Genomic DNA, 23,840 nt, shown 5'->3' with positions numbered 1-23,840 from the left:
TCGCGGAGGAAGCCCTAACATGTCCCAGAAAGAAATTTGGTATGAAACCCTACATGCCAACTTTGGCCAGTATTTTTCGGTTGATCGTGTGCTGTATCACGAGAAGACCGATCATCAAGATCTCATCATCTTTGAAAACGACGCATTAGGCCGCGTGATGGCGCTTGACGGCGTGGTGCAAACCACCGAGCGCGATGAATTCATCTATCACGAAATGCTCACCCACGTTCCTCTTCTGTCACACGGCAACGCTAAACGCGTCCTGATTATCGGTGGTGGCGATGGCGGCATGCTGCGAGAAGTCAGCCGGCACCGCGGCGTCGAACATATCACGATGGTGGAGATCGATGCGGGCGTGATGGAATTCTGCCGCCAGTACTTGCCCAATCACAGCGCTGGTAGCTATGACGACCCGCGTTTTACTCTGGTGATTGATGACGGCGTTAATTTCGTCCGACAGTGCAGTGAAAAGTTTGACGTCATTATTTCCGATTGCACCGACCCCATCGGCCCCGGCGAAAGCCTGTTCACTTCCGATTTCTATCAGGGCTGCGCCCGCTGCCTGAACGAAGGCGGGATTTTCGTTGCGCAGAATGGCGTGTGTTTCCTGCAACAGGATGAAGCCGTCGGTAGCCATAAAAAACTCAGTCACTATTTCAGTGAGGTCAGTTTTTATCAGGCGGCGATCCCGACTTATTACGGCGGTATTATGACGTTCGCCTGGGCCAGCAATAACCCGGCATTGCGCCAGATAGACGCCGCCACGCTGCGCCAGCGCTTTGCGCAATCAGGGATTACCTGTCGCTATTACACGCCTGATGTTCACATCGGCAGTTTTGCTCTGCCACAGTACCTGCTGAACGCGCTACAGAATGCGCAATAATCCATCACTTAGGGTAATCACACAACCACAAGGGGGTGACGTAAATTGCACAAGCTGAAACTACACGGCTTTAACAACCTGACGAAAAGCCTGAGTTTTTGTATCTACGATATCTGTTACACCAAAACGGCCGACGATCGTGACGGTTATATCGCCTATATCGACGAGCAATATAACGCTAACCGTTTAACAGAAATCCTCACTGAAACCTGCTCAATTATCGGTGCCAATGTCCTTAACATCGCACGTCAGGACTATGAACCACAAGGTGCCAGCGTGACCATTCTGGTCAGCGAAGAACCCATCGATCCGCGAGATGTCGATACCTCAGAACACCCAGGGCCGCTGCCCCATTCCGTCGTCGCGCATCTGGATAAAAGCCATATCTGTGTTCATACCTATCCAGAAAGCCACCCGGAAGGCGGGCTTTGTACCTTCCGCGCGGACATCGAAGTGTCTACCTGTGGCGTGATTTCACCGCTGAAGGCGCTGAACTACCTCATCCACCAGCTTGAATCCGATATTGTGACCATCGACTACCGCGTGCGGGGATTTACCCGTGATGTCAACGGCATAAAGCATTTCATCGATCACCAGATCAATTCGGTTCAGAACTTCATGTCCGAGGACATGAAAGCGCTCTATCACATGATGGACGTGAACGTGTATCAGGAAAATATCTTCCATACCAAGATGCTATTGAAAGACTTCGACCTGAAACACTATCTGTTCAACGTCAGCCCTGAAGAACTCAGCGCTGCTGAACGGAAAAGAATCACCGATCTGCTGTATCACGAAATGCAGGAAATCTATTACGGTAGAAACCTGCCGGTAATGTAATCGATACCTCTCCCTTCACAGGGTTGTCTCTTAGTTACATTTTTATGCCGACTAAGAGACGGTTTCGTGCGCGATGGTGTCATCATTTTCATGCTACCCCGTAGCACGCGCCCGACGCAGGGGCGCTCAATCGCCGCCCCCCTGCGAACCCAGGCTTCCGGCTAAATTATGCCGCTACGCGGAGCCATCGGTGTTCATGACCACTCTTCGAGCCGCCAGTGACGCGTTTACTCGCTCCATAAATGGGGCTCGCCCTTCGGGCCAGCACAAGTGCTGTTCAAAAACGTCTTTGACGTTTTTGTCCGACGCGGCACTGGCTTTCGCGGCCTCCATGCCGCTCACTCGGTGTTCATGCCCACCGCTGCATAATTTTTACGCCGGATAAGGACAAAACCCATGATGACTCCTTGTATTTATGTACAAGGTACAGCGCCTGAGGAGGATTGAGGTGTAGTGAGTTCATCTCTCTTTCATTTCTTCGCACACTATTTCGTCAAAAATGATGCACATCACATTTATTTCTTTCTGCATTTTTTACTTGCATTCTCTCCCACCCTTGCTGCATCAGGGTTTGCGTCAATTTGTATAAGGCCAACTAAAAATCATATATCTTGTGTGGTTGAAATTTAAAACACCCACATCTAGTATTCTTTGTGTGGCACTCGCGTAACGCGTCGCTACCCAGTGGATCGGTTCGGGTGCACATACCCTGAAGATAGCCGCTCCGACATACTTCTTTCACGCCAAAGGGTAAATACGAATCATGCGTATTACTATTTTCACTAAGCCAGATTGTGTTCAATGCAACGCCACATGTCGTGCGCTGGATAAGCAAGGAATTCACTATCAACTGGTGGACTTAACTGAAGATGAACAGGCGTTGCAGCAGGTAAGAGCGTTGGGCTATCAGCAGGTGCCCGTCGTGATGACGGCCGACGATCATTGGAGCGGCTTCCGCCCGGATAAGATCAGTACTCTGAACGCCGCCCTGCAATTGCAGTAAGGGGGCAATATGAACCCGCTGGTCTATTTCTCCAGCCAGTCGGAAAACACACATCGCTTCATTTCCAGGGTGGGCTTACCCGCCCTGAGAATCCCGATAGCGACAGAGCAGCCTGCATTGAAAGTTGATCGCCCCTATATTCTGGTTGTCCCCAGCTACGGCGGAGGCAGCACGAAAGGGGCTGTGCCGCGTCAGGTCATCACCTTTCTCAACGATCCGCACAATCGCGCTTACCTGCGCGGCGTGATTGCCGCAGGCAATACCAATTTCGGTGCAGCGTACTGCATCGCTGGCGACATCATTGCGCAGAAATGTCAGGTGCCCTACCTGTACCGCCTTGAATTGCTCGGCACGGCAGAAGACGTTGCAAACGTGCGTAAGGGAGTAACTGAATTTTGGCAACAACAGACCACGTGAGTGCAAAGGCAACCAAAGCCGAAGCGGATGCCCACTCGCTCGATTACCATACACTCGACTACCATGCGCTGAACGCGATGCTCAACCTCTACGACGCAGAGGGGAATATCCAGTTCGAGATGGATAAGCTCGCGGCACGCCGTTATTTCCTACAGCATGTGAACCAGAACACCGTGTTCTTCCACAATCTGGAAGAAAAGCTGCGTTATCTGGTGGAAGAAGGCTACTACGAAGCGGAAGTGTTGGACCAATATCAGTTCGATTTCATCAAAAGCCTTTTCCAGCAGGCTTACGCTCACAAGTTCCGCTTTCAAACCTTTCTGGGTGCGTTCAAGTACTACACCGGCTATACGCTGAAAACCTTTGACGGCAAACGCTATCTGGAGCGCTACGAAGATCGCGTCTGCCTCGTGGCACTGACCCTCGCCAAAGGGGACACCGCACTGGCTAGCGCGCTGGTCGATGAAATCATCAGTGGACGCTTCCAGCCCGCGACCCCCACGTTCCTCAACTGCGGCAAAAAGCAGCGCGGTGAACTGGTCTCCTGCTTCCTGCTGCGCATTGAAGACAATATGGAGTCGATTGGCCGAGCAATTAACTCCGCACTCCAGCTTTCAAAACGCGGCGGCGGCGTGGCTTTCATGCTCAGCAACATCCGCGAGACCGGTGCGCCGATCAAACGTATCGAAAACCAGTCATCCGGCATTATTCCTATCATGAAAATGCTGGAAGATGCGTTCTCCTATGCAAACCAGCTTGGGGCGCGTCAGGGCGCGGGGGCGGTGTACCTCAACGCACACCATCCAGATATTCTGCGTTTTCTGGATACCAAGCGGGAAAATGCCGATGAGAAAATCCGCATCAAGACGCTGTCTTTAGGCGTGGTCATCCCCGATATCACATTCCAGTTGGCGAAGAATAATCAGGTGATGTACCTGTTCTCGCCCTATGATGTCGAACAGGTTTATGGTGTGCCTCTGTCAGAAATTAGCGTCACCGAAAAATACCATGAGATGGTAAACGACAAGCGCATCCGTAAATCCCAAATCAAGGCGCGCGAATTCTTCCAGATCCTCGCCGAAATCCAGTTTGAGTCCGGTTATCCCTACATGATGTTTGAGGATACGGTGAATCGCGCGAACCCGATTCACGGTCGCATTAATATGAGTAACCTGTGCTCTGAAATTTTGCAGGTCAACGACGCCAGCCTGTACGACGACGATCTTGGCTATCGCCACATTGGCAAGGACATCTCCTGTAACCTTGGATCGATGAATATTGCCAACGCGATGGCTTCGCCCGATTTCGGCCAGACGGTTGAAATGGCGATCCGCGCGCTGACCGCCGTTTCCGACATGAGCCACATCCGCTCCGTACCGTCCATCGAGAAAGGCAACGACGAGTCACATGCGATTGGTTTAGGACAGATGAACCTGCACGGCTATTTGGCGAAAGAGCGTATCTTTTACGGTACAGAAGAAGCCGTCGATTTCACCAATATCTATTTCTACACCGTTGCTTTCCACGCGATTCGGGCATCGAATGCGTTAGCAATAGAGCGGAACCAGCGCTTCTCAGGCTTCGAGCACTCCAAATACGCCACGGGTGAGTATTTTGATAAATACGTTGAACAGCGCTGGGAACCCACAACAGCGCGCGCCCGTGAACTGTTTGAACAGGCTGACATCCACATTCCCACTCAGCAGGACTGGGCGGTGCTACGCGAATCCGTTATGGCACATGGCATTTATAACCAGAACTTGCAGGCCGTTCCACCGACCGGTTCGATTTCGTATATCAACCACTCGACGTCCAGTATCCACCCGATTGTGTCACGCATCGAAATTCGTAAAGAGGGCAAGATCGGCCGCGTCTACTACCCTGCCCCGTATATGAACAATGACAACCTGGAGTATTACCAGGATGCCTATGAAATCGGACCGCAGAAGATCATCGACACTTATGCCGCCGCCACGCAGCACGTCGATCAGGGGCTATCGCTGACGCTGTTTTTCCGTGATACCGCCACCACGCGTGACATCAATAAAGCGCAGATCTACGCCTGGACTAAAGGCATTAAGACTATTTATTACATTCGCATACGGCAGATGGCGCTGGAAGGCACCGAAGTTCAGGGCTGTGTGTCCTGTGCGCTATAAGCCATCGCGGAAGGAAATCGAAGCATGACCGTACTCACTCGCGTCCAGGCGATTAACTGGAACAAAATTGAAGATGACAAAGATTTGGAAGTCTGGAATCGGCTAACCTCTAACTTCTGGCTGCCGGAAAAGGTGCCGCTCTCTAACGATATTCCATCGTGGAGTACGCTGAATGCCCGCGAGCGTCAGTTGACGATTCGTGTATTCACCGGTCTGACGCTGCTGGACACCATCCAGAATACGCTGGGCGCGCCGACGCTCATGCCTGATGCTGTGACGCCGCATGAAGAAGCCGTGCTGTCTAACATCAGTTTTATGGAAGCGGTGCATGCCCGTTCATACAGCTCAATTTTCTCGACGCTGTGCCTGACCAGCGAAGTGGATGATGCCTATCGCTGGAGTGAAGAGAACCCAGCGCTACAGAAGAAATCCGACATTATTCTGTCGCACTACCGCAGCGACGATCCGCTGATGAAGAAAGTCGCCAGCGTGTTTCTGGAGTCGTTCCTGTTCTACTCTGGATTCTACCTGCCGATGTACTGGTCAAGCCGAGCCAAACTGACTAACACGGCGGATTTAATCCGGCTGATCATCCGCGACGAAGCGGTACACGGTTACTACATTGGCTACAAATTCCAGCGCGGACTGGCGAAAGCCGATCCTGCTCGTCAGCAACAGGTGAAAAATTTCGCCTACGATCTGCTACAGGATTTGTACGATAACGAGGTGTTATATACACAGGAACTCTATGACGGCGTCGGCTGGACGGAAGATGTGAAGAAATTCCTCCACTACAACGCGAACAAAGCGTTGATGAATCTGGGCTATGAAGCGTTGTTCCCCGCCAGCATGACGGATGTGAATCCGGCAATTCTCTCAGCGCTATCGCCAAATGCTGATGAGAACCACGATTTCTTCTCTGGCTCTGGTTCATCTTATGTCATCGGTAAAGCCGTCAACACCGAAGATGAAGATTGGGACTTCTAAAAAAACGGCCACTGCTTTCTGGGTGGCCGCATTTTCCTACAAACGCTTTTCTACAGTATTTCTGATAAACCCAGAAATGAAAAAACCCTGAACCATTTCTGATTCAGGGCTTTCATAATAAGTGGCGGAACGGACGGGGCTCGAACCCGCGACCCCCTGCGTGACAGGCAGGTATTCTAACCAACTGAACTACCGCTCCACTCATGCTCACTGAGCGGGATGAATACTAAGATGATGGCACTATTACGTCAATGCTTTTTATAACTAACCGTTTCTGTTTGCTTATAATTTCATCTTAGTGATTATTCTCGCACCTGCGATGCGATCGCCCTCGCCGTTTTGCAACATCAGAGGTGGCACTTCGGCGGCATTATTCAGCTCGCCACAGGCAACTCCCGCCTTTTTTAGCAATCAGATCCAGACGTTGTTCATGCGCTAACAGCTCTGCCTCATCCGCGTAAAGCACCTTTAACGCCGATTGAGGGCGGACGATTCTCTGGATCGTTTCGGTATTCTCACTCTTCTGCTGCGTTTCACCTTCCATAGAAAAAGTCAGAGACGTTTGACCGCCAGTCATCGCCAGATAAACTTCTGCCAGAATCTCGGCATCGAGCAATGCGCCGTGCAGCGTACGCTTACTGTTATCTATCTGATAGCGATCGCAGAGCGCATCCAAACTGTTACGCTTGCCGGGAAAGATCTTCCGCGCCATCAACAGGCTATCGGTGATCTTACAAAACGTCTCTGTCTTGGGAAGATCTCGGTTCAGCAACCGAAATTCATAATCCATAAAGCCGATATCAAACGTTGCGTTATGGATGACCAGTTCCGCGCCACGGATAAAATCGAGAAAATCATCCACAATATCCGCATACGTCGGTTTGTCGGCAAGAAACTCATCGCTGATACCGTGCACGTTATACGCTTCGGGATCCACTAAACGATCGGGTTTGATATAGACGTGAAAATGACGGCCCGTCAGGCGGCGGTTGATCACTTCAACCGCACCGATCTCGATAATTTTATGCCCTTCGTAGTGAACCCCCAGCATATTCATACCGGTGGTTTCTGTATCCAGGACGATTTGTCGCGTAATTTCAGTGCTCATCGTTTTCGTTTATGTCAGACTTGCCGTTTTTACCATAAGGGAGAGTCTACCAGAGATGCGCAAACAGGTAGAAATTTTCACCGACGGATCGTGCCTCGGTAATCCCGGCCCCGGCGGTTATGGCGCCCTGCTGCGCTACAAGCAGCACGAAAAACCGTTAAGTGCAGGCTATCGTCTTACGACGAATAACAGAATGGAGCTGATGGCCGCGATTGCAGCGCTTGAAACGCTGACGACCGAGTGTGATGTGGTGCTCTGCACTGACAGCCAATATGTTCGTCAGGGGATCACCAGTTGGATTCATAACTGGAAAAAACGGGGCTGGAAAACCGCCGACAAAAAACCGGTCAAAAACGTCGATCTTTGGCAAAGACTGGATACCGCGATTCAACGCCATTCCGTACGCTGGGAATGGGTAAAAGGACACGCCGGGCACCCGGAAAATGAGCGCTGTGATGAACTTGCTCGCGCCGCCGCCGGTGCACCAACGCTCGATGACACGGGTTATCAGGCTGAGTAAATCACCGTAAGCGTCCGCCTCATCTCCGATATATCTTTGTTGCGCCCACCGTGCGGCGCACTGATGCTTTACGCAACCGCGCCCTCATCGGCGTAAACGTCAGCGGAATCGTGCGCTTTCGGGCAATAATCAGCGTCAGGCATCCCAGCATCGGGATATGCTTATTCAACTTACCTTTATTTCTTCGCCATGGCGTAACGTGAAAATGCGTCTGGTGGATAACCTCATAGTTCAATAGCCCCAGCCAGTCCGTGATGCGCATTTGAGTAAACATACGACTGCAATAAGGATGCTTTTTATTGAGTCTGGGAATCAATTTACCCAGACCAACGAGGCTGATCGGATTAAACGTGCTCAAGATTAACCAGCCATCGTCAACCAAAACACGGTCAACCTCACGCAACACACGATGCGGATCCGAGGAATAAGATAGCGTTTGGGCAAGCAGGCAGGCATCGATCGACTTTTCAGAGAAAGGTAATTGATGAGCATCTGCCACGACATGAAGATTATCACCGTGTGGAGCCACGTTAACCTGATGCGCGATCGCGCACTCCGTTATGTTGATTTCCGCACTCAGCGCCCCGACCTTGATAAGATGGAAACCAAAGAGTTTTGGCCACCACGACGACAAAGCCAGCTCAAGCGACTCGCGATAAAACTGCCCGCAGGTGATATCATCCCATGAATCAGGTGCAACAATGGTCTGAGGGATTTGTGCCGATTTCATCTTCTGTTCTCGTCCTCAGGCTACTAGCAAATAAGAGGTGATGAATGAATCTTATCAGTATCCCCGCACTTCAGGACAACTACATTTGGCTATTGAGCAATAAAGAAAACCGCTGTGTGATCGTCGATCCTGGTGAAGCGCCAACAGTGCTTGACGCACTCGCTCAGCACGCACTTTTTCCTGAAGCCATCTTGCTCACTCATCACCATAACGACCACGTGGGGGGCGTTCATGAACTCCTCAAACATTACCCTAACCTGCCTGTTTTTGGCCCAAAAGAAACCGCTAAATGTGGCGCAACCAGCTTGCTTGAGGAAGGAAATACCGTCTCTTTATTAAATTCGGAATTTTCTGTAATTGAGGTTCCGGGACACACATCTGGTCATATTGCCTACTATAATGCGCCATTTTTATTCTGTGGCGACACTCTGTTTTCAGCGGGATGCGGTCGTATCTTTGAAGGTACTCCTCGGCAAATGCATGAATCAATTCAAAAAATAGCAGCGCTTCCTGATGATACGGTAGTCTGTTGTGCACATGAATACACGCTATCAAACTTAAGGTTTTCTAATGCGATATGGCCTGAAGATCAAAGTATTGAAGCTTATCTTCATGAAATCAGTCAGATACGAGAAAAATCGCAGTCAAGTTTACCAACAACATTAGGACTAGAGAGAAGAATCAACCTATTTCTTCGCTGCCATGAATTTGATTTAAAAAGAAAATTATCAAAAGAACCTGAAAATATAGAGAATTGGCAAGTTTTTGAGATGCTACGCAGCAAGAAAGACTGCTTCTGAAGGTTTAGGTTGTGCTATTCCTCTAATCAAAGTATCCTTGCTCGTCTTTTAAGCAAACTATTGACCAACATATGAAGGCTAAAGCGATAATCATCGCCTCAGTCTTGCTGGCGGGTTGTCAGGTTTCCCCTCATGACACCTCGCAACCCAAACAGCATGCACAGAGTTTGTCTTCGGCAAGTCAAAGTGAAGCAGGAAAGTACACAGATGGTCGAGAGGCCTCTGCGCGATGGCTAGATGACGATAGCCTCGCGCAACGAGATCTGTGGAACTTCATTGGCGACGAGCTGAAGATGGAGGTTCCGGATAACGCCCGGATCCGCGAGCAAAAAACGCGTTATTTGAAAAATAAGAGCTATCTCCACGATGTAACATTACGGGCAGAGCCGTACATGTACTGGATAGTCGAGCAGATTAAGCAACGTAAAATGCCGATGGAACTGGTACTGCTACCCATAGTGGAGAGCGCTTTTGATCCAAGTGCCACATCATCCGCCAACGCCGCTGGGCTATGGCAGATTATCCCTGGCACAGGACGTAATTATGGTTTGAAGCAGAACCAATGGTACGACGGACGTCGCGATGTGATTGCATCCACGACGGCAGCACTGGATATGATGCAGCGGCTCAACACCATGTTTGATGGCGATTGGTTATTAACCGTTGCTGCTTATAACAGTGGTGAAGGCCGCGTTATGCAGGCGATGAAAGCGAATAAAGCGAAAGGGAAATCAACCAACTTCTGGGCACTGGCGTTACCGCGTGAAACGTCAATTTATGTTCCTAAGATGCTGGCCTTGAGCGATATTCTGAAAAACAGTAAGAAGTACGGCGTGAGTCTGCCGCAACCCAATGAAAGCCGCGCATTAGCAAAGGTTGAGTTGGGGCAGCAGATAGAATTGACACAAGCCGCTGAGATGGCTGGTCTGTCGTTGAATAAGCTAAAGAGCTATAACTCGGGCTATAAACGTAATGTAACCGCACCAAATGGGCCACATTACATTATGGTTCCTAAAGCTCACGTTGAGCAGTTGAAAGATTCACTGGCTGATGGAGACATTGCAGCGATTCAACCAACACGCTTGGCACAAGCACAGACAACGCCAGTATCACAGCAGTATAAGGTACGTTCAGGTGATACCTTATCGGCAATCGCGGCACGGCTTAATGTCAGCACAAAAGATTTGCAGAGCTGGAACAATCTGCGTAGCGCTGGTGCGCTCAAGGTTGGTCAGACGCTACAAGTTGCCAAAGCTTCGGGCAGTAGCAGCTCTATCACCTATCAAGTTCGGAAGGGTGATTCGCTGGCAAGCATTGCTAAACGCCATGGCGTAAATATCGCTGATGTGATGCGCTGGAATACTGTTATTAACAAGAATGCCAACATCCAGCCAGGCGATCGTCTGACACTTTATGTTAGCAGCAATATAAAGCCTGATTCTTAGCGTCATATCAGAATCAATAATGAAAAATAGCCCTCCTACAGATGTAGAGGGCTTTTTTTATAGAGATTAACTCAGGCTAAATTCAACGAGCAGTGGGTTATGATCTGAGGCCTGAGTCACCAATACAGAAGACTGGTTAACAGTCAGCTCACGGTAAAAGACAAAATCGAGCGGTCGACCAAACGCCTTGCGCCGGTGGTCATCAACGAAATGTACCTCCTGCAGCCCCATCCTTGTCGCAAACCGATTAAGTGCATTGATACGCTGCTGGCTCCATGCATTAAAATCTCCAGCCATAATAGCCGGCCCCTGATGATGTACGAGCTGCTCCCCAATCGTAGCCAACTGCTTAGTATAAACCTCAACACCAAAGCTAAAGTTAACCGCATGGATATTAATAACCATCAGTCTTTGGCCATTTTGAAGCGCGTAGACCGTCACCAAAGAGGACTTAGCCAAACGCAACAAGGGTTCCCTTTCACGTAAAGGACAGCAATATACTGGCTGAGCTGCCGATAGCGTCATCACACCAGATGGATGTTGTGGGAGAATAATAGCAGGAACCTGATCGGCAGAAAGGTAGCTAGTGGTTGCAAAACGGATGAGTTCTGGCGTGCTTTGCGCTTCCTGCAACAGAACTAGCTGGGTACCCTTACCGAAATTCTGTAGAACGGAAAGCCAATTCATTCGTTGTTGCTTGAAAATATTCCACACCATTACGCGTAAAATATCTCCCTCCAGCAACAATGAGCCTGTCGGTAGCGCTTGCCCCGGATAATGCATTTCCCCGGGAGGAAAGATACGTTCAGCTGGTTGGCCGGCAACATACCTCATTGCATAGGTTTTTTTCCGCACGCCTTACCTACTATCAGTTTTAATACACTAATACCCTATCAAAAAAGAACTCCCTTCAGTTATAAGAATTTTATCGCAGACTTACAATGTACGCATGGAGACAGAGGAAGGAAAAACGAAATAGTGAGCAAAAACAAAAAGTTAATGGGAAGATAAAAAGAGGATTCATCTAAAATTTCTAAAACCCAGACAGCAAAAACCCTAAGCGTTAACTTAGGGTTTTTGCATAATAAGTGGCGGAACGGACGGGGCTCGAACCCGCGACCCCCTGCGTGACAGGCAGGTATTCTAACCAACTGAACTACCGCTCCACCGAGTTTCTTTACAACCACCAGATTGCTCCGGTTTACTGCTTAATTTGATGCCTGGCAGTTCCCTACTCTCACATGGGGAAGCCCCACACTACCATCGGCGCTACGGCGTTTCACTTCTGAGTTCGGCATGGGGTCAGGTGGGACCACCGCGCTATCGCCGCCAGGCAAATTCTGTTTCATTCCAACCGTTGTACTTCACTCACTTTCGTGTGTTTGTGTACAACCATCAGAACCAATCTTCGAACAAGCTAAATATCAAAACACTTCTCTATGAGTCATCTCACAAAACACCTTCGGTGTTGTAAGGTTAAGCCTCTCGGGTCATTAGTACTGGTTAGCTCAACGTATCGCTACGCTTACACACCCAGCCTATCTACGTCGTCGTCTTCAACGGCCCTTCAGGGGCATCAAGTGCCCAGGGAAGACTCATCTCGAGGCAAGTTTCCCGCTTAGATGCTTTCAGCGGTTATCTCTTCCGCACTTAGCTACCGGGCAATGCAATTGGCATCACAACCCGTACACCAGTGGTGCGTTCACTCCGGTCCTCTCGTACTAGGAGCAACCCCTCTCAATCTTCCAACGCCCACGGCAGATAGGGACCGAACTGTCTCACGACGTTCTAAACCCAGCTCGCGTACCACTTTAAATGGCGAACAGCCATACCCTTGGGACCTACTTCAGCCCCAGGATGTGATGAGCCGACATCGAGGTGCCAAACACCGCCGTCGATATGAACTCTTGGGCGGTATCAGCCTGTTATCCCCGGAGTACCTTTTATCCGTTGAGCGATGGCCCTTCCATTCAGAACCACCGGATCACTAAGACCTGCTTTCGCACCTGCTCGAGCTGTCACTCTCGCAGTCAAGCTAGCTTATGCCTTTGCACTAACCTCCTGATGTCCGACCAGGATTAGCTAACCTTCGTGCTCCTCCGTTACGCTTTGGGAGGAGACCGCCCCAGTCAAACTACCCACCAGACACTGTCCGCAACCCGGATTACGGGCCCACGTTAGAACATCAAACATTAAAGGGTGGTATTTCAAGGTCGGCTCCACGCAGACTGGCGTCCACGCTTCAAAGCCTCCCACCTATCCTACACATCAAGGCTCAAGGTTCAGTGTCAAGCTATAGTAAAGGTTCACGGGGTCTTTCCGTCTTGCCGCGGGTACACTGCATCTTCACAGCGAGTTCAATTTCACTGAGTCTCGGGTGGAGACAGCCTGGCCATCATTACGCCATTCGTGCAGGTCGGAACTTACCCGACAAGGAATTTCGCTACCTTAGGACCGTTATAGTTACGGCCGCCGTTTACCGGGGCTTCGATCAAGAGCTTCGCCTTGCGGCTGACCCCATCAATTAACCTTCCGGCACCGGGCAGGCGTCACACCGTATACGTCCACTTTCGTGTTTGCACAGTGCTGTGTTTTTATTAAACAGTTGCAGCCAGCTGGTATCTTCGACTGGTCTCAGCTCCATCCGCGAGGGACTTCACCTTACACCAGCGTGCCTTCTCCCGAAGTTACGGCACCATTTTGCCTAGTTCCTTCACCCGAGTTCTCTCAAGCGCCTGAGTATTCTCTACCTGACCACCTGTGTCGGTTTGGGGTACGATTCGGTGTTACCTGGAGCTTAGAGGCTTTTCCTGGAAGCGTAGCATCAGTTACTTCATCACCGTAGTGACTCGTCATCACGCCTCAGTGTTAATGATGACCCGGATTTACCAAAGTCACCCACCTTCACGCTTAAACCGGGACAACCGTCGCCCGGATAACCTAGCTTTCTCCGTCCCCCCTTCGCAGTAACACCCAGTACAGGAATATTAACCTGTTTCCCATCGACTACGCTTTTCAGCCTCGCCTTAGGGGTCGACTCACCCTGCCCCGATTAACGTTGGACAGGAACCCTTGGTCTTCCGGCGTGCGGGTTTTTCACCCGCATTATCGTTACTTATGTCAGCATTCGCACTTCTGATACCTCCAGCACCCCTCACAGGACACCTTCGCAGGCTTACAGAACGCTCCCCTACCCAACAACACCTGAGTGTCGCTGCCGCAGCTTCGGTGCATGGTTTAGCCCCGTTACATCTTCCGCGCAGGCCGACTCGACCAGTGAGCTATTACGCTTTCTTTAAATGATGGCTGCTTCTAAGCCAACATCCTGGCTGTCTGTGCCTTCCCACATCGTTTCCCACTTAACCATGACTTTGGGACCTTAGCTGGCGGTCTGGGTTGTTTCCCTCTTCACGACGAACGTTAGCACCCGCCGTGTGTCTCCCGTGATAACATTCTTCGGTATTCGTAGTTTGCATCGGGTTGGTAAGTCGGGATGACCCCCTAGCCGAAACAGTGCTCTACCCCCGAAGATGAATTCACGAGGCGCTACCTAAATAGCTTTCGGGGAGAACCAGCTATCTCCCGGTTTGATTGGCCTTTCACCCCCAGCCACAAGTCATCCGCTAATTTTTCAACATTAGTCGGTTCGGTCCTCCAGTTAGTGTTACCCAACCTTCAACCTGCCCATGGCTAGATCACCGGGTTTCGGGTCTATACCCTGCAACTTAACGCCCAGTTAAGACTCGGTTTCCCTGCGGCTCCCCTATTCGGTTAACCTTGCTACAGAATATAAGTCGCTGACCCATTATACAAAAGGTACGCAGTCACCTAACAAGTAGGCTCCCACTGCTTGTACGTACACGGTTTCAGGTTCTATTTCACTCCCCTCGCCGGGGTTCTTTTCGCCTTTCCCTCACGGTACTGGTTCACTATCGGTCAGTCAGGAGTATTTAGCCTTGGAGGATGGTCCCCCCATATTCAGACAGGATGTCACGTGTCCCGCCCTACTCATCGAACTCACAACTTGTGCATTTTTGTGTACGGGACTATCACCCTTTACTGTGCGACTTTCCAGACGCTTCCACTCACACACAAACTGATTCAGGTTCTGGGCTCCTCCCCGTTCGCTCGCCGCTACTGGGGGAATCTCGGTTGATTTCTTTTCCTCGGGGTACTGAGATGTTTCAGTTCCCCCGGTTCGCCTCATGACACTATGGATTCATGTCATGATAGTGTGTCGAAACACACTGGGTTTCCCCATTCGGGTATCGTCGGGTATAACGCTTCATATCAGCTTACCGACGCTTATCGCAGATTAGCACGCCCTTCATCGCCTCTGACTGCCTAGGCATCCACCGTGTACGCTTAGTCGCTTAACCTCACAACCCGAAGGTGTCTTGAAGACACATTCGCGCTGCGATTATTTGAGAGACTCATTGACAGACTGATTCATCACAACTCACCCGAAGGCAGTCATGCATGTTCAGCTGTCATGTTTCAATTTTCAGCTTGTTCCAGATTGTTAAAGAGCAATATCTTAAACCCTGACTATTGCTAATCAGTTTTAAGATATGAGGTAAGTAGTTGACTTACTGAAGACCCCCGCTTTCACCGGAATGGTCGGATGCGCTGGCGTCCCCTAGGGGATTCGAACCCCTGTTACCGCCGTGAAAGGGCGGTGTCCTAGGCCTCTAGACGAAGGGGACACGACACCGTACTTTGTTGACGCTTTTGCTCATTATTTTCATCAGACAATCTGTGTGAGCACTTCACTCAACGCACATCTTCTTGGTAAGGAGGTGATCCAACCGCAGGTTCCCCTACGGTTACCTTGTTACGACTTCACCCCAGTCATGAATCACAAAGTGGTAAGCGCCCTCCCGAAGGTTAAGCTACCTACTTCTTTTGCAACCCACTCCCATGGTGTGACGGGCGGTGTGTACAAGGCCCGGGAACGTATTCACCGTAGCATTCTGATCTACGATTACTAGCGATTCCGACTTCATGGAGTCGAGTTGCAGACTCCAATCCGGACTACGACGTACTTTATGAGGTCCGCTTGCTCTCGCGAGGTCGCTTCTCTTTGTATACGCCATTGTAGCACGTGTGTAGCCCTACTCGTAAGGGCCATGATGACTTGACGTCATCCCCACCTTCCTCCAGTTTATCACTGGCAGTCTCCTTTGAGTTCCCGGCCTAACCGCTGGCAACAAAGGATAAGGGTTGCGCTCGTTGCGGGACTTAACCCAACATTTCACAACACGAGCTGACGACAGCCATGCAGCACCTGTCTCACAGTTCCCGAAGGCACTAAGGTATCTCTACCGAATTCTGTGGATGTCAAGAGTAGGTAAGGTTCTTCGCGTTGCATCGAATTAAACCACATGCTCCACCGCTTGTGCGGGCCCCCGTCAATTCATTTGAGTTTTAACCTTGCGGCCGTACTCCCCAGGCGGTCGATTTAACGCGTTAGCTCCGGAAGCCACGCCTCAAGGGCACAACCTCCAAATCGACATCGTTTACAGCGTGGACTACCAGGGTATCTAATCCTGTTTGCTCCCCACGCTTTCGCACCTGAGCGTCAGTCTTTGTCCAGGGGGCCGCCTTCGCCACCGGTATTCCTCCAGATCTCTACGCATTTCACCGCTACACCTGGAATTCTACCCCCCTCTACAAGACTCTAGCTTGCCAGTTTCAAATGCAGTTCCCAAGTTAAGCTCGGGGATTTCACATCTGACTTAACAAACCGCCTGCGTGCGCTTTACGCCCAGTCATTCCGATTAACGCTTGCACCCTCCGTATTACCGCGGCTGCTGGCACGGAGTTAGCCGGTGCTTCTTCTGCGGGTAACGTCAATCGATGAGGTTATTAACCTCACCGCCTTCCTCCCCGCTGAAAGTGCTTTACAACCCGAAGGCCTTCTTCACACACGCGGCATGGCTGCATCAGGCTTGCGCCCATTGTGCAATATTCCCCACTGCTGCCTCCCGTAGGAGTCTGGACCGTGTCTCAGTTCCAGTGTGGCTGGTCATCCTCTCAGACCAGCTAGGGATCGTCGCCTAGGTGAGCCATTACCTCACCTACCAGCTAATCCCATCTGGGCACATCTGATGGCGCGAGGCCCGAAGGTCCCCCGCTTTGGTCCGAAGACGTTATGCGGTATTAGCTACCGTTTCCAGTAGTTATCCCCCTCCATCAGGCAGTTTCCCAGACATTACTCACCCGTCCGCCGCTCGTCACCCAAGGAGCAAGCTCCTCTGTGCTACCGCCCGACTTGCATGTGTTAGGCCTGCCGCCAGCGTTCAATCTGAGCCATGATCAAACTCTTCAATTTAAGATTTGTTTGATTTGCTGAACTCGTCAGCGATGCTCAAAGAATTAAAACTGTTTATTCGTAATGAATTTACTGTTGTTCACTCTTCAAGACTTTTTATATCGTTAAGATACGGTCTTGTGAGTGCCCACACAGATTGTCTGATTAAATTGTTAAAGAGCAGTGCCACAATCTCTCGTGGCGCGGGTCGCATATACTATGCTAATCCGCTTTAAAGTCAAGTCATTGCTGACTGCTTTATGAAATCTTTTTCCTGTCATCACAACTGCGTTTGCGCTGTTGCCGTGTCAGTGGAGGCGCATTATAGGGACTTCTCGCCGCCTGACAAGCGCTAAATGCAAATTATTTTTCAACCGTTCAAAAACAAACCAAAAGACTCAGTTTCGCATACTTCACATACAGAAAGTGAACATAATTCGAGCTCTCCGTGTAAAAACGGGGACATCCATTAATGAATCTCCCCGTTTATCACTTACCATTTCACGCACAGACTTATTGCCGTGCGACGATCTGTTCGCCTTCAACATCTAATGTGATTGGTTTACCAGGTATCAATTTTCCCCCCAGCATCTGCTGAGCGAGCGGGTTCTCTATCAGTTGCTGTATCGCTCTTTTAAGCGGACGCGCACCATAAACAGGATCAAACCCAACTTCCCCGAGCATATCTAAAGCTGCATCCGTGATCGTGACGCTATATCCACGCTCTTCAAGACGCTTGTACAGTCTCTGGAGCTGAATTTGTGCGATAGACGTAATATGTGCCCTTCCCAGTGGATGGAATACCACGACTTCATCGATACGGTTGATAAACTCGGGGCGGAAGCTGTGGCTAACGACTTCAAGCACCATATCTCTCATTTCGGTATAGCTGCGCTCACCAAAACGTTCCTGAATAAGGTCAGAGCCCAAGTTTGACGTCATGATGACCACAGTATTACGGAAGTCGACCGTTCTGCCTTGACCATCAGTAAGGCGTCCATCATCTAATACCTGAAGCAGGATATTAAACACATCAGGGTGTGCTTTTTCGATCTCATCTAGCAAAATGACCGAATAAGGACGACGGCGTACCGCTTCCGTCAAATATCCCCCTTCCTCGTAACCGACGTATCCAGGAGGCGCACCGACCAAGCGTGAAACTGAGTGTTTCTCCATAAACTCAGACATATCGATACGCACCATGGCGTCGTCACTGTCGAAGAGGAAAGTCGCCAGTGTTTTGCAAAGTTCCGTTTTCCCCACGCCAGTTGGACCAAGGAACAGGAACGAGCCAATTGGACGATTAGGATCAGATAGCCCTGCCCGGCTGCGACGGATAGAATTCGCTACCGCCTCGACGGCTTCGTTCTGCCCAATCACACGCTGATGCAGTTCATCTTCCATTCGCAATAATTTTTCTTTCTCGCTTTCCAGCATGCGAGAAACAGGAATCCCTGTCCAACGCGCCAGCACATCGGCGATTTCAACATCCGTTACTCGATTACGCAGCAAATGCATCGTTTTACCTTCCTGCTGCGTTGCTGCTGCCAACTGTTTCTCTAGCTCAGGGATTTTGCCGTATTGCAGTTCAGACATTCTCCCCAGATCGCCCTGACGACGAGCCTGTTCCAGCGCAATTTTCGCCTGCTCTAAAGACGCTTTAATATTCTGCGTTCCCGTCAATGACGCCTTTTCTGCTTTCCACTCTTCTTCTTGCTGGGAGTATTCGCGTTCTTTTTGGTCGAGCTCCGCACTCAATAATTCAAGCCGCTTTTGGCTGGCTTCATCAGATTCTTTTTTTAGCGCCTGCTGTTCCAGCTTTAACTGGATGATCCGGCGCTCAAGCCGATCGAGGGGCTCAGGTTTCGAATCAATCTGAATACGAATGCTGGATGCGGCTTCATCAATCAGGTCAATCGCCTTATCTGGCAATTGACGATCCGCGATATAGCGATGAGAGAGCATTGCCGCCGCCACAATCGCCGGGTCAGTGATTTGTACATGGTGGTGCAATTCATAGCGCTCTTTCAATCCACGCAGAATCGCAATCGTGTCCTCAACGGTCGGTTCCGCGACAAACACCTTCTGGAAACGGCGCTCAAGAGCCGCATCTTTTTCAATATATTGCCGATACTCATCCAGCGTTGTCGCCCCGACGCAATGCAACTCACCGCGGGCCAGCGCAGGTTTTAGCATATTACCGGCATCCATCGCGCCATCGGCTTTACCCGCGCCCACCATCGTGTGGAGTTCATCAATAAACAGAATGACGCTGCCTTCCTGCTTAGACAGATCGTTGAGCACGCCTTTCAAACGTTCTTCAAACTCACCACGGTATTTCGCACCCGCCACCAGCGCGCCCATATCCAATGAAAGTACACGCTTGTTTTTCAAGCCTTCAGGCACTTCGCCATTAACGATACGCTGGGCTAATCCTTCTACTATCGCGGTTTTACCCACGCCGGGTTCACCAATTAATACCGGATTATTTTTGGTTCGACGCTGTAAAACCTGAATAGTGCGGCGAATCTCTTCATCACGCCCGATCACAGGATCGAGTTTGCCTTGTTCTGCACGCTCCGTGAGATCAATCGTGAATTTCTTCAATGCCTGGCGCTGATCCTCAGCCCCTTGATCGTTCACTTGCTCTCCCCCTCTCACTTGATCAATCGCGTTTGTTACCCCTTGCTGCGTAACACCCGCCTTTTTCAATAGATCCCCCAGCGTGCCGCGAGACTCCAGCGCAGCAAGCACGAAAAGTTCCGAAGAGATAAAGGTATCGCTACGCTTTTGCGCCAGCTTGTCGCACATATTCAATACGCGGACTAACTCGCTTGAAGGTTGGACATCACCATCGGTGCCTTCGACCTGAGGCAAACGCGTGATTGCCTGGTCGATTTCGGTTTTCAGGTGATTAAGATTAGCTCCGGCAACAGTCAGAAGTGGACCAACAGTTCCACCATCCTGATGAAGCAAAGCGCTCATCAAATGAAGTGGTTCAATAAACTGGTGATCGCGCCCAAGGGCAAGAGACTGGGCATCAGCAAGAGCAAGTTGGAATTTGTTGGTAAGACGATCCAGACGCATAACACCTCCCGTACACTGGTCAAAATTGCTACTGGAGATTAAATGAGGTCATCCCTCAAAAATTTCAAGGTTATTTTGCCAGTCGTGACAGGATTTAAACGTTACTTGTCTTGGATCGTCTTAATTCAATAGGTTATATCAGCCAGATTAAACTTGCCATACGGCCAGTCACACCGTCACGCCGATAAGAGAAAAATTTGTGAGATTCACTCACAGTACAGGCATTTCCACCAAAAATTTGCGTTATCCCTGCGGCACGTAAGCGCAGACTTGCCAGTTGGTAGATATCGGCAAAAAATTTATTTCCTTCAGGCCGAAATGCTGAGACCGCAGCCATATCATGCTGAATAAATGCATCCCTGACTTCTGGGCCGACCTCAAAGGCATCAGGCCCAATCGCAGGCCCTAGCCACGCCATAATTTGCGCGGGTTGCGCACGGAAACAGGCTAACGTTTCTTCCAGCACCCCCGTGTGTAATCCACGCCAACCGGCATGCGCAGCAGCCACTTCATCGCCGCTGATTGCACAAAAAAGCACGGGTAGGCAGTCAGCCGTCATCACCGCACAGACCTGCCCTTTCTTATCCGTATACGCAGCATCACCGCAAACGGACGCGGGTGACACCTCGCCAATACGAATCACATCGGTACCATGAACCTGTTCCAGCCAATGCGGCATGGCCGGGAGACCAGCCATTTCCACCAACGCTTGCCGATTTGCGGTAACGCGCGCGGGCTCATCGCCCACATGATTCCCCAAATTCAGCGAATCATAAGGGGCAACACTATGTCCACCAACACGCGTCGTACTACAAGATTTCACACTGTCTGGCAAAGGCCAGTCGGGGTATATCAGCATAGTCCGTCACCTCTATAAGTCGGCACTTATCGTATTGAATTCATTACCAGTCGAGCTGATCTTTAAACGCTTCGGTATCGGCTTTCAGCGCATCAATCAGATTGACCATATCCTGCGGCAATTCCGCATGCCATTCCATGTGAATGCCGGTAATAGGATGGTAGAAACGTAGCATGGTGGCATGCAGCGCCTGACGATCGAAACCACGCAGCGTCTCAATGAACGTTTCCGAAGCACCTCTTGGCGGGCGAGGACGACCACCATATAGCTGATCGCCAACTAGAGGATGGTTAATGTGCGCCATATGCACACGAATCTGATGGGTGCGCCCCGTTTCCAGACGCAACCGCAAACGGGTGTGCGCACGGAAATGTTCCATGATGCGATAATGTGTCACAGCAGGCTTGCCCATTGGGTGCACCGCCATGTGAGTACGCTTGGTTGCGTGGCGAGCGATAGGCTGATCGACCATGCCACCCGCAGTCATCGAGCCAATCGCAACGGCTTCATACTCACGGGTAATTTCACGAGCCTGTAGCGCCTCAACCAAACGCGTCTGTGCTGGGACGGTTTTCGCAACCACCATGAGGCCCGTCGTATCTTTATCAAGCCGGTGCACAATCCCTGCACGGGGCACATCGACAATCTCAGGATAGTGATACAGCAAGGCATTCAATACCGTGCCATCCGGGTTACCCGCACCGGGGTGAACCACCAGATCTCTAGGTTTGTTGATGACCAGGATGTCCTGATCTTCATACACGATATCCAGCTTGATATCTTGCGCTTCCCAGCGGGCTTCTTCCTCAATCAATGCATCAATCGCTACCGATTCGCCGCCAAGTACTTTCTCTTTTGGCTTATTGGTGACATTGCCGTTAATCTGTACTCGATTCTCAAGAATCCACTCTTTTATGCGGGATCGTGAATAATCAGGGAACAATTCGGCCAAAGCCTGATCTAAACGTTGTCCGAGTTGAGATTCGGCCACCGTTGCGGTGAGTTGTACTTGTTGTGCCATATTATGCAGCTTCTTCGTTAACGTTGGGTTTTGACGGCGACGCCGTTTAAAATAATGTACTATTGTAGCTGGTCTAAATCGGGAGCTTAACGGACAGCCTCCCGGAATAACATTCTGAGGATAATCAAAACGTCATGACGCGTATGAAATATCTGGTGGCTGCCGCCACGTTGAGCCTGGCGCTGGCTGGTTGCTCCAGCAATTCCAAAGATGCGGTTCCTGATAGTCCGCCATCTGAAATCTATGCCAATGCTCAACAAAAACTGCAAGACGGCAACTTTAAAGCAGCCATCACGCAGTTGGAAGCACTGGATAACCGGTATCCGTTTGGTCCCTACTCGCAGCAAGTACAGTTGGATTTGATCTACGCCTATTACAAATCCGCAGAGTTGCCATTGGCTCAAGCTTCTATTGACCGCTTCCTGCGGCTCAACCCGACTCATCCAAACGTGGATTATGTCCTGTACATGCGCGGCCTGACCGACATGGCACTGGATGATAGCGCGTTACAAGGCTTCTTCGGCGTCGATCGCTCCGATCGCGATCCGCAGTACGCCCGCACCGCATTTCGGGATTTCAGCAAGCTCATTCAGGGATATCCGAACAGCCAATACGCTACCGACGCAAACAAGCGTTTGGTTTACCTCAAAGAGCGTCTGGCCAAGTATGAACTTTCTGTCGCGCAATACTACACGAAACGTGGCGCTTATGTGGCAGTAGTTAATCGCGTTGAGCAAATGCTGCGTGATTACCCTGATACCCAGGCAACAAAAACGGCCCTGCCGTTGATGGAAAACGCCTATCGGGAACTGCAACTGGCCGCACAGGCGGATAAAGTGGCAAAAATCATCGCGGCTAACCCGGCATAAGCGAGAGAAGTCACACAATAATGAGACGGCAGCTTCGGTTGCCGTTTTTTTATGGTTCGAACAGTTCGCAATGCATTGATGAGCAGAAAAAACAGCTTGGCGGGAGTCAACAACAAGGCGGTGGCGTCAATACATCCTATCAATAATGGCACAGGCCAGATGCCCCCTCAAGCACTTCCCTCTTATTCCCGATGGCACCTCACAAATCCCGTTTTCTTGACAAAAAGTGACGAAAAAAAGCGATCAATATCACGCTTTTTGTCGCAACTCACTGTATGCTGAAATCATCCAAGACGGACATAGGCAGAGAGGTAAGTTTATATGACTATTAATATTACCAGTAAGCAAATGGATATCACCCCCGCAATTCGTCAACATGTCGAAGACCGTCTTTCTAAGCTGGATAAGTGGCAAACCCAGTTGATTAACCCGCATATTATTCTGTCAAAAGAGCCTCAGGGGTTTGTGGCCGATGCCACGATCAGTACGCCAAATGGCCCGCTGGTTGGCAGCGCTAAACATGATGATATGTATGCCGCCATCAATGAGTTGATTACCAAACTCGAACGCCAATTGGACAAACTCCAGCATAAAGGCGAAGCCAGGCGCGCAGTCGCTAGCGTCAAAGAAGCCAATCTTCAGCCGACCCAAGAAGAGTAGTTCACTCTCTTCACATCAATACAACGCGCCTGAGGGCGCGTTTCTGCATTCTACGCCCCATAACCCACGTCCTAAAGCGCCAACGCGATACATGGTTTAACATGGCATGCGGCGATTTTGTATTGACAGGATGAAAAGC

At 50.4% G+C, this 23,840-nt stretch carries 17 protein-coding genes, 3 tRNA genes and 3 rRNA genes; 11 read left to right on the top strand and 12 right to left on the bottom strand.

The annotated features are described in order from the left end of the window. Positions 1 to 19: 19 nt before the first annotated feature. The 6 genes from speE to nrdF all read left to right on the top strand — a co-directional run bounded on the left by speE (position 20) and on the right by nrdF (position 6,289). Entirely contained in the window at positions 20 to 883 is an 864-nt protein-coding gene (speE, locus tag O1Q74_RS05130; RefSeq protein ID WP_271876661.1) for a polyamine aminopropyltransferase, read from the top strand. A 45-nt stretch (positions 884 to 928) separates the two neighbouring features. Further along, positions 929 to 1,723 carry an adenosylmethionine decarboxylase gene (gene speD, locus O1Q74_RS05125; protein ID WP_271876657.1) on the top strand — a complete coding sequence of 265 codons (795 nt, stop codon included), beginning with the start codon at positions 929 to 931 and terminating at the stop codon, positions 1,721 to 1,723. 763 nt (positions 1,724 to 2,486) lie between these two features. Further along, complete coding sequence (gene nrdH, locus O1Q74_RS05120; RefSeq protein WP_039352306.1) at positions 2,487 to 2,726, top strand: glutaredoxin-like protein NrdH; 240 nt, start codon at positions 2,487 to 2,489, stop codon at positions 2,724 to 2,726. A gap of 9 nt (positions 2,727 to 2,735) precedes the next feature. Then, on the top strand, positions 2,736 to 3,143 hold the full coding sequence (nrdI, locus tag O1Q74_RS05115; RefSeq protein WP_271876652.1) for a class Ib ribonucleoside-diphosphate reductase assembly flavoprotein NrdI: 408 nt from the start codon (positions 2,736 to 2,738) through the stop codon (positions 3,141 to 3,143). A 77-nt stretch (positions 3,144 to 3,220) separates the two neighbouring features. Next, positions 3,221 to 5,302, top strand: a complete 2,082-nt coding sequence (gene nrdE, locus O1Q74_RS05110) for a class 1b ribonucleoside-diphosphate reductase subunit alpha (RefSeq protein WP_271878759.1) — start codon at positions 3,221 to 3,223, stop codon at positions 5,300 to 5,302. Between the two features lie 24 nt (positions 5,303 to 5,326). Further along, on the top strand, positions 5,327 to 6,289 hold the full coding sequence (gene nrdF / locus O1Q74_RS05105) for a class 1b ribonucleoside-diphosphate reductase subunit beta (RefSeq protein ID WP_271876649.1): 963 nt from the start codon (positions 5,327 to 5,329) through the stop codon (positions 6,287 to 6,289). A gap of 122 nt (positions 6,290 to 6,411) precedes the next feature. Here the strand turns inward: nrdF and O1Q74_RS05100 are convergent. Both O1Q74_RS05100 and dnaQ read right to left on the bottom strand, forming a co-directional pair. Beyond that, positions 6,412 to 6,488 (bottom strand) — tRNA-Asp (locus O1Q74_RS05100). Positions 6,489 to 6,659: 171 nt separating this feature from the next. Continuing rightward, positions 6,660 to 7,397: a DNA polymerase III subunit epsilon gene (gene dnaQ, locus O1Q74_RS05095; RefSeq protein WP_039280690.1), complete on the bottom strand. Its 738-nt coding sequence runs from the start codon at positions 7,395 to 7,397 to the stop codon at positions 6,660 to 6,662. Here dnaQ and rnhA point away from each other — a divergent pair. Then, positions 7,351 to 7,917, top strand: coding sequence for a ribonuclease HI (rnhA, locus tag O1Q74_RS05090; RefSeq protein WP_181830611.1), 567 nt, complete (start codon positions 7,351 to 7,353; stop codon positions 7,915 to 7,917). The genes dnaQ and rnhA overlap by 47 nt on opposite strands. 19 nt (positions 7,918 to 7,936) lie before the next feature. Here rnhA and O1Q74_RS05085 read toward each other — a convergent pair whose 3' ends face one another. Continuing rightward, complete coding sequence (locus O1Q74_RS05085) at positions 7,937 to 8,647, bottom strand: class I SAM-dependent methyltransferase (RefSeq protein WP_015841301.1); 711 nt, start codon at positions 8,645 to 8,647, stop codon at positions 7,937 to 7,939. A gap of 44 nt (positions 8,648 to 8,691) precedes the next feature. On the opposite strand from O1Q74_RS05085, the gene gloB reads away from it, so the two are divergent. Together gloB and mltD are read left to right on the top strand one after the other, a co-directional pair. Continuing rightward, positions 8,692 to 9,447, top strand: a complete 756-nt coding sequence (gene gloB / locus O1Q74_RS05080) for a hydroxyacylglutathione hydrolase (protein WP_271876642.1) — start codon at positions 8,692 to 8,694, stop codon at positions 9,445 to 9,447. A gap of 71 nt (positions 9,448 to 9,518) precedes the next feature. Further along, positions 9,519 to 10,892 carry a murein transglycosylase D gene (mltD, locus tag O1Q74_RS05075; RefSeq protein WP_271876641.1) on the top strand — a complete coding sequence of 458 codons (1,374 nt, stop codon included), beginning with the start codon at positions 9,519 to 9,521 and terminating at the stop codon, positions 10,890 to 10,892. Between the two features lie 66 nt (positions 10,893 to 10,958). Here mltD and O1Q74_RS05070 read toward each other — a convergent pair whose 3' ends face one another. The 9 genes from O1Q74_RS05070 to rluD all read right to left on the bottom strand — a co-directional run bounded on the left by O1Q74_RS05070 (position 10,959) and on the right by rluD (position 22,172). Beyond that, entirely contained in the window at positions 10,959 to 11,747 is a 789-nt protein-coding gene (locus O1Q74_RS05070; RefSeq protein ID WP_271876638.1) for an endonuclease/exonuclease/phosphatase family protein, read from the bottom strand. A 234-nt stretch (positions 11,748 to 11,981) separates the two neighbouring features. Next, a tRNA-Asp gene (locus O1Q74_RS05065) sits at positions 11,982 to 12,058 on the bottom strand. A 52-nt stretch (positions 12,059 to 12,110) separates the two neighbouring features. After that, a 5S ribosomal RNA gene (gene rrf / locus O1Q74_RS05060) occupies positions 12,111 to 12,226 on the bottom strand. Between the two features lie 138 nt (positions 12,227 to 12,364). Next, positions 12,365 to 15,271, bottom strand: a 23S ribosomal RNA gene (locus tag O1Q74_RS05055). 251 nt (positions 15,272 to 15,522) lie between these two features. Further along, positions 15,523 to 15,598, bottom strand: a tRNA-Glu gene (locus O1Q74_RS05050). A gap of 86 nt (positions 15,599 to 15,684) precedes the next feature. After that, positions 15,685 to 17,226, bottom strand: a 16S ribosomal RNA gene (locus tag O1Q74_RS05045). Together the 16S, 23S and 5S rRNA genes with 2 tRNA genes alongside form the textbook arrangement of a ribosomal RNA operon. Positions 17,227 to 17,718: 492 nt before the next feature. Beyond that, positions 17,719 to 20,292: an ATP-dependent chaperone ClpB gene (gene clpB / locus O1Q74_RS05040; protein WP_271876636.1), complete on the bottom strand. Its 2,574-nt coding sequence runs from the start codon at positions 20,290 to 20,292 to the stop codon at positions 17,719 to 17,721. 133 nt (positions 20,293 to 20,425) lie between these two features. After that, positions 20,426 to 21,151, bottom strand: a complete 726-nt coding sequence (gene yfiH, locus O1Q74_RS05035) for a purine nucleoside phosphorylase YfiH (RefSeq protein ID WP_271876633.1) — start codon at positions 21,149 to 21,151, stop codon at positions 20,426 to 20,428. A 43-nt stretch (positions 21,152 to 21,194) separates the two neighbouring features. Further along, on the bottom strand, positions 21,195 to 22,172 hold the full coding sequence (gene rluD / locus O1Q74_RS05030) for a 23S rRNA pseudouridine(1911/1915/1917) synthase RluD (protein WP_271876630.1): 978 nt from the start codon (positions 22,170 to 22,172) through the stop codon (positions 21,195 to 21,197). Between the two features lie 134 nt (positions 22,173 to 22,306). On the opposite strand from rluD, the gene bamD reads away from it, so the two are divergent. Together bamD and raiA are read left to right on the top strand one after the other, a co-directional pair. Then, the gene (bamD, locus tag O1Q74_RS05025; protein ID WP_039350784.1) at positions 22,307 to 23,041 is read left to right on the top strand and encodes an outer membrane protein assembly factor BamD; all 735 of its coding nucleotides are present in this window, start codon (positions 22,307 to 22,309) and stop codon (positions 23,039 to 23,041) included. Positions 23,042 to 23,362: 321 nt separating this feature from the next. Next, positions 23,363 to 23,701, top strand: a complete 339-nt coding sequence (gene raiA, locus O1Q74_RS05020) for a ribosome-associated translation inhibitor RaiA (RefSeq protein WP_225085508.1) — start codon at positions 23,363 to 23,365, stop codon at positions 23,699 to 23,701. Positions 23,702 to 23,840 lie beyond the last annotated feature (139 nt).

Source organism: Pectobacterium sp. A5351 (assembly GCF_028335745.1).
In the GTDB taxonomy this organism is placed as follows: domain Bacteria; phylum Pseudomonadota; class Gammaproteobacteria; order Enterobacterales; family Enterobacteriaceae; genus Pectobacterium.
The sequence above is the reverse complement of the archived record's forward strand: the minus strand, read 5'-3'. Positions and strand labels throughout refer to the sequence as shown.

Coding starts and splice junctions, on each gene's coding strand:
- speE (WP_271876661.1), top strand. CDS start 20: ATGTCCCAGAAAGAAATTTGGTATGAAACCCTACATGCCAACTTTGGC.
- nrdH (WP_039352306.1), top strand. CDS start 2,487: ATGCGTATTACTATTTTCACTAAGCCAGATTGTGTTCAATGCAACGCC.
- nrdI (WP_271876652.1), top strand. CDS start 2,736: ATGAACCCGCTGGTCTATTTCTCCAGCCAGTCGGAAAACACACATCGC.
- nrdE (WP_271878759.1), top strand. CDS start 3,221: ATGCTCAACCTCTACGACGCAGAGGGGAATATCCAGTTCGAGATGGAT.
- nrdF (WP_271876649.1), top strand. CDS start 5,327: ATGACCGTACTCACTCGCGTCCAGGCGATTAACTGGAACAAAATTGAA.
- dnaQ (WP_039280690.1), bottom strand. CDS start 7,397: ATGAGCACTGAAATTACGCGACAAATCGTCCTGGATACAGAAACCACC.
- O1Q74_RS05085 (WP_015841301.1), bottom strand. CDS start 8,647: ATGAAATCGGCACAAATCCCTCAGACCATTGTTGCACCTGATTCATGG.
- gloB (WP_271876642.1), top strand. CDS start 8,692: ATGAATCTTATCAGTATCCCCGCACTTCAGGACAACTACATTTGGCTA.
- mltD (WP_271876641.1), top strand. CDS start 9,519: ATGAAGGCTAAAGCGATAATCATCGCCTCAGTCTTGCTGGCGGGTTGT.
- clpB (WP_271876636.1), bottom strand. CDS start 20,292: ATGCGTCTGGATCGTCTTACCAACAAATTCCAACTTGCTCTTGCTGAT.
- yfiH (WP_271876633.1), bottom strand. CDS start 21,151: ATGCTGATATACCCCGACTGGCCTTTGCCAGACAGTGTGAAATCTTGT.
- rluD (WP_271876630.1), bottom strand. CDS start 22,172: ATGGCACAACAAGTACAACTCACCGCAACGGTGGCCGAATCTCAACTC.
- bamD (WP_039350784.1), top strand. CDS start 22,307: ATGACGCGTATGAAATATCTGGTGGCTGCCGCCACGTTGAGCCTGGCG.
- raiA (WP_225085508.1), top strand. CDS start 23,363: ATGACTATTAATATTACCAGTAAGCAAATGGATATCACCCCCGCAATT.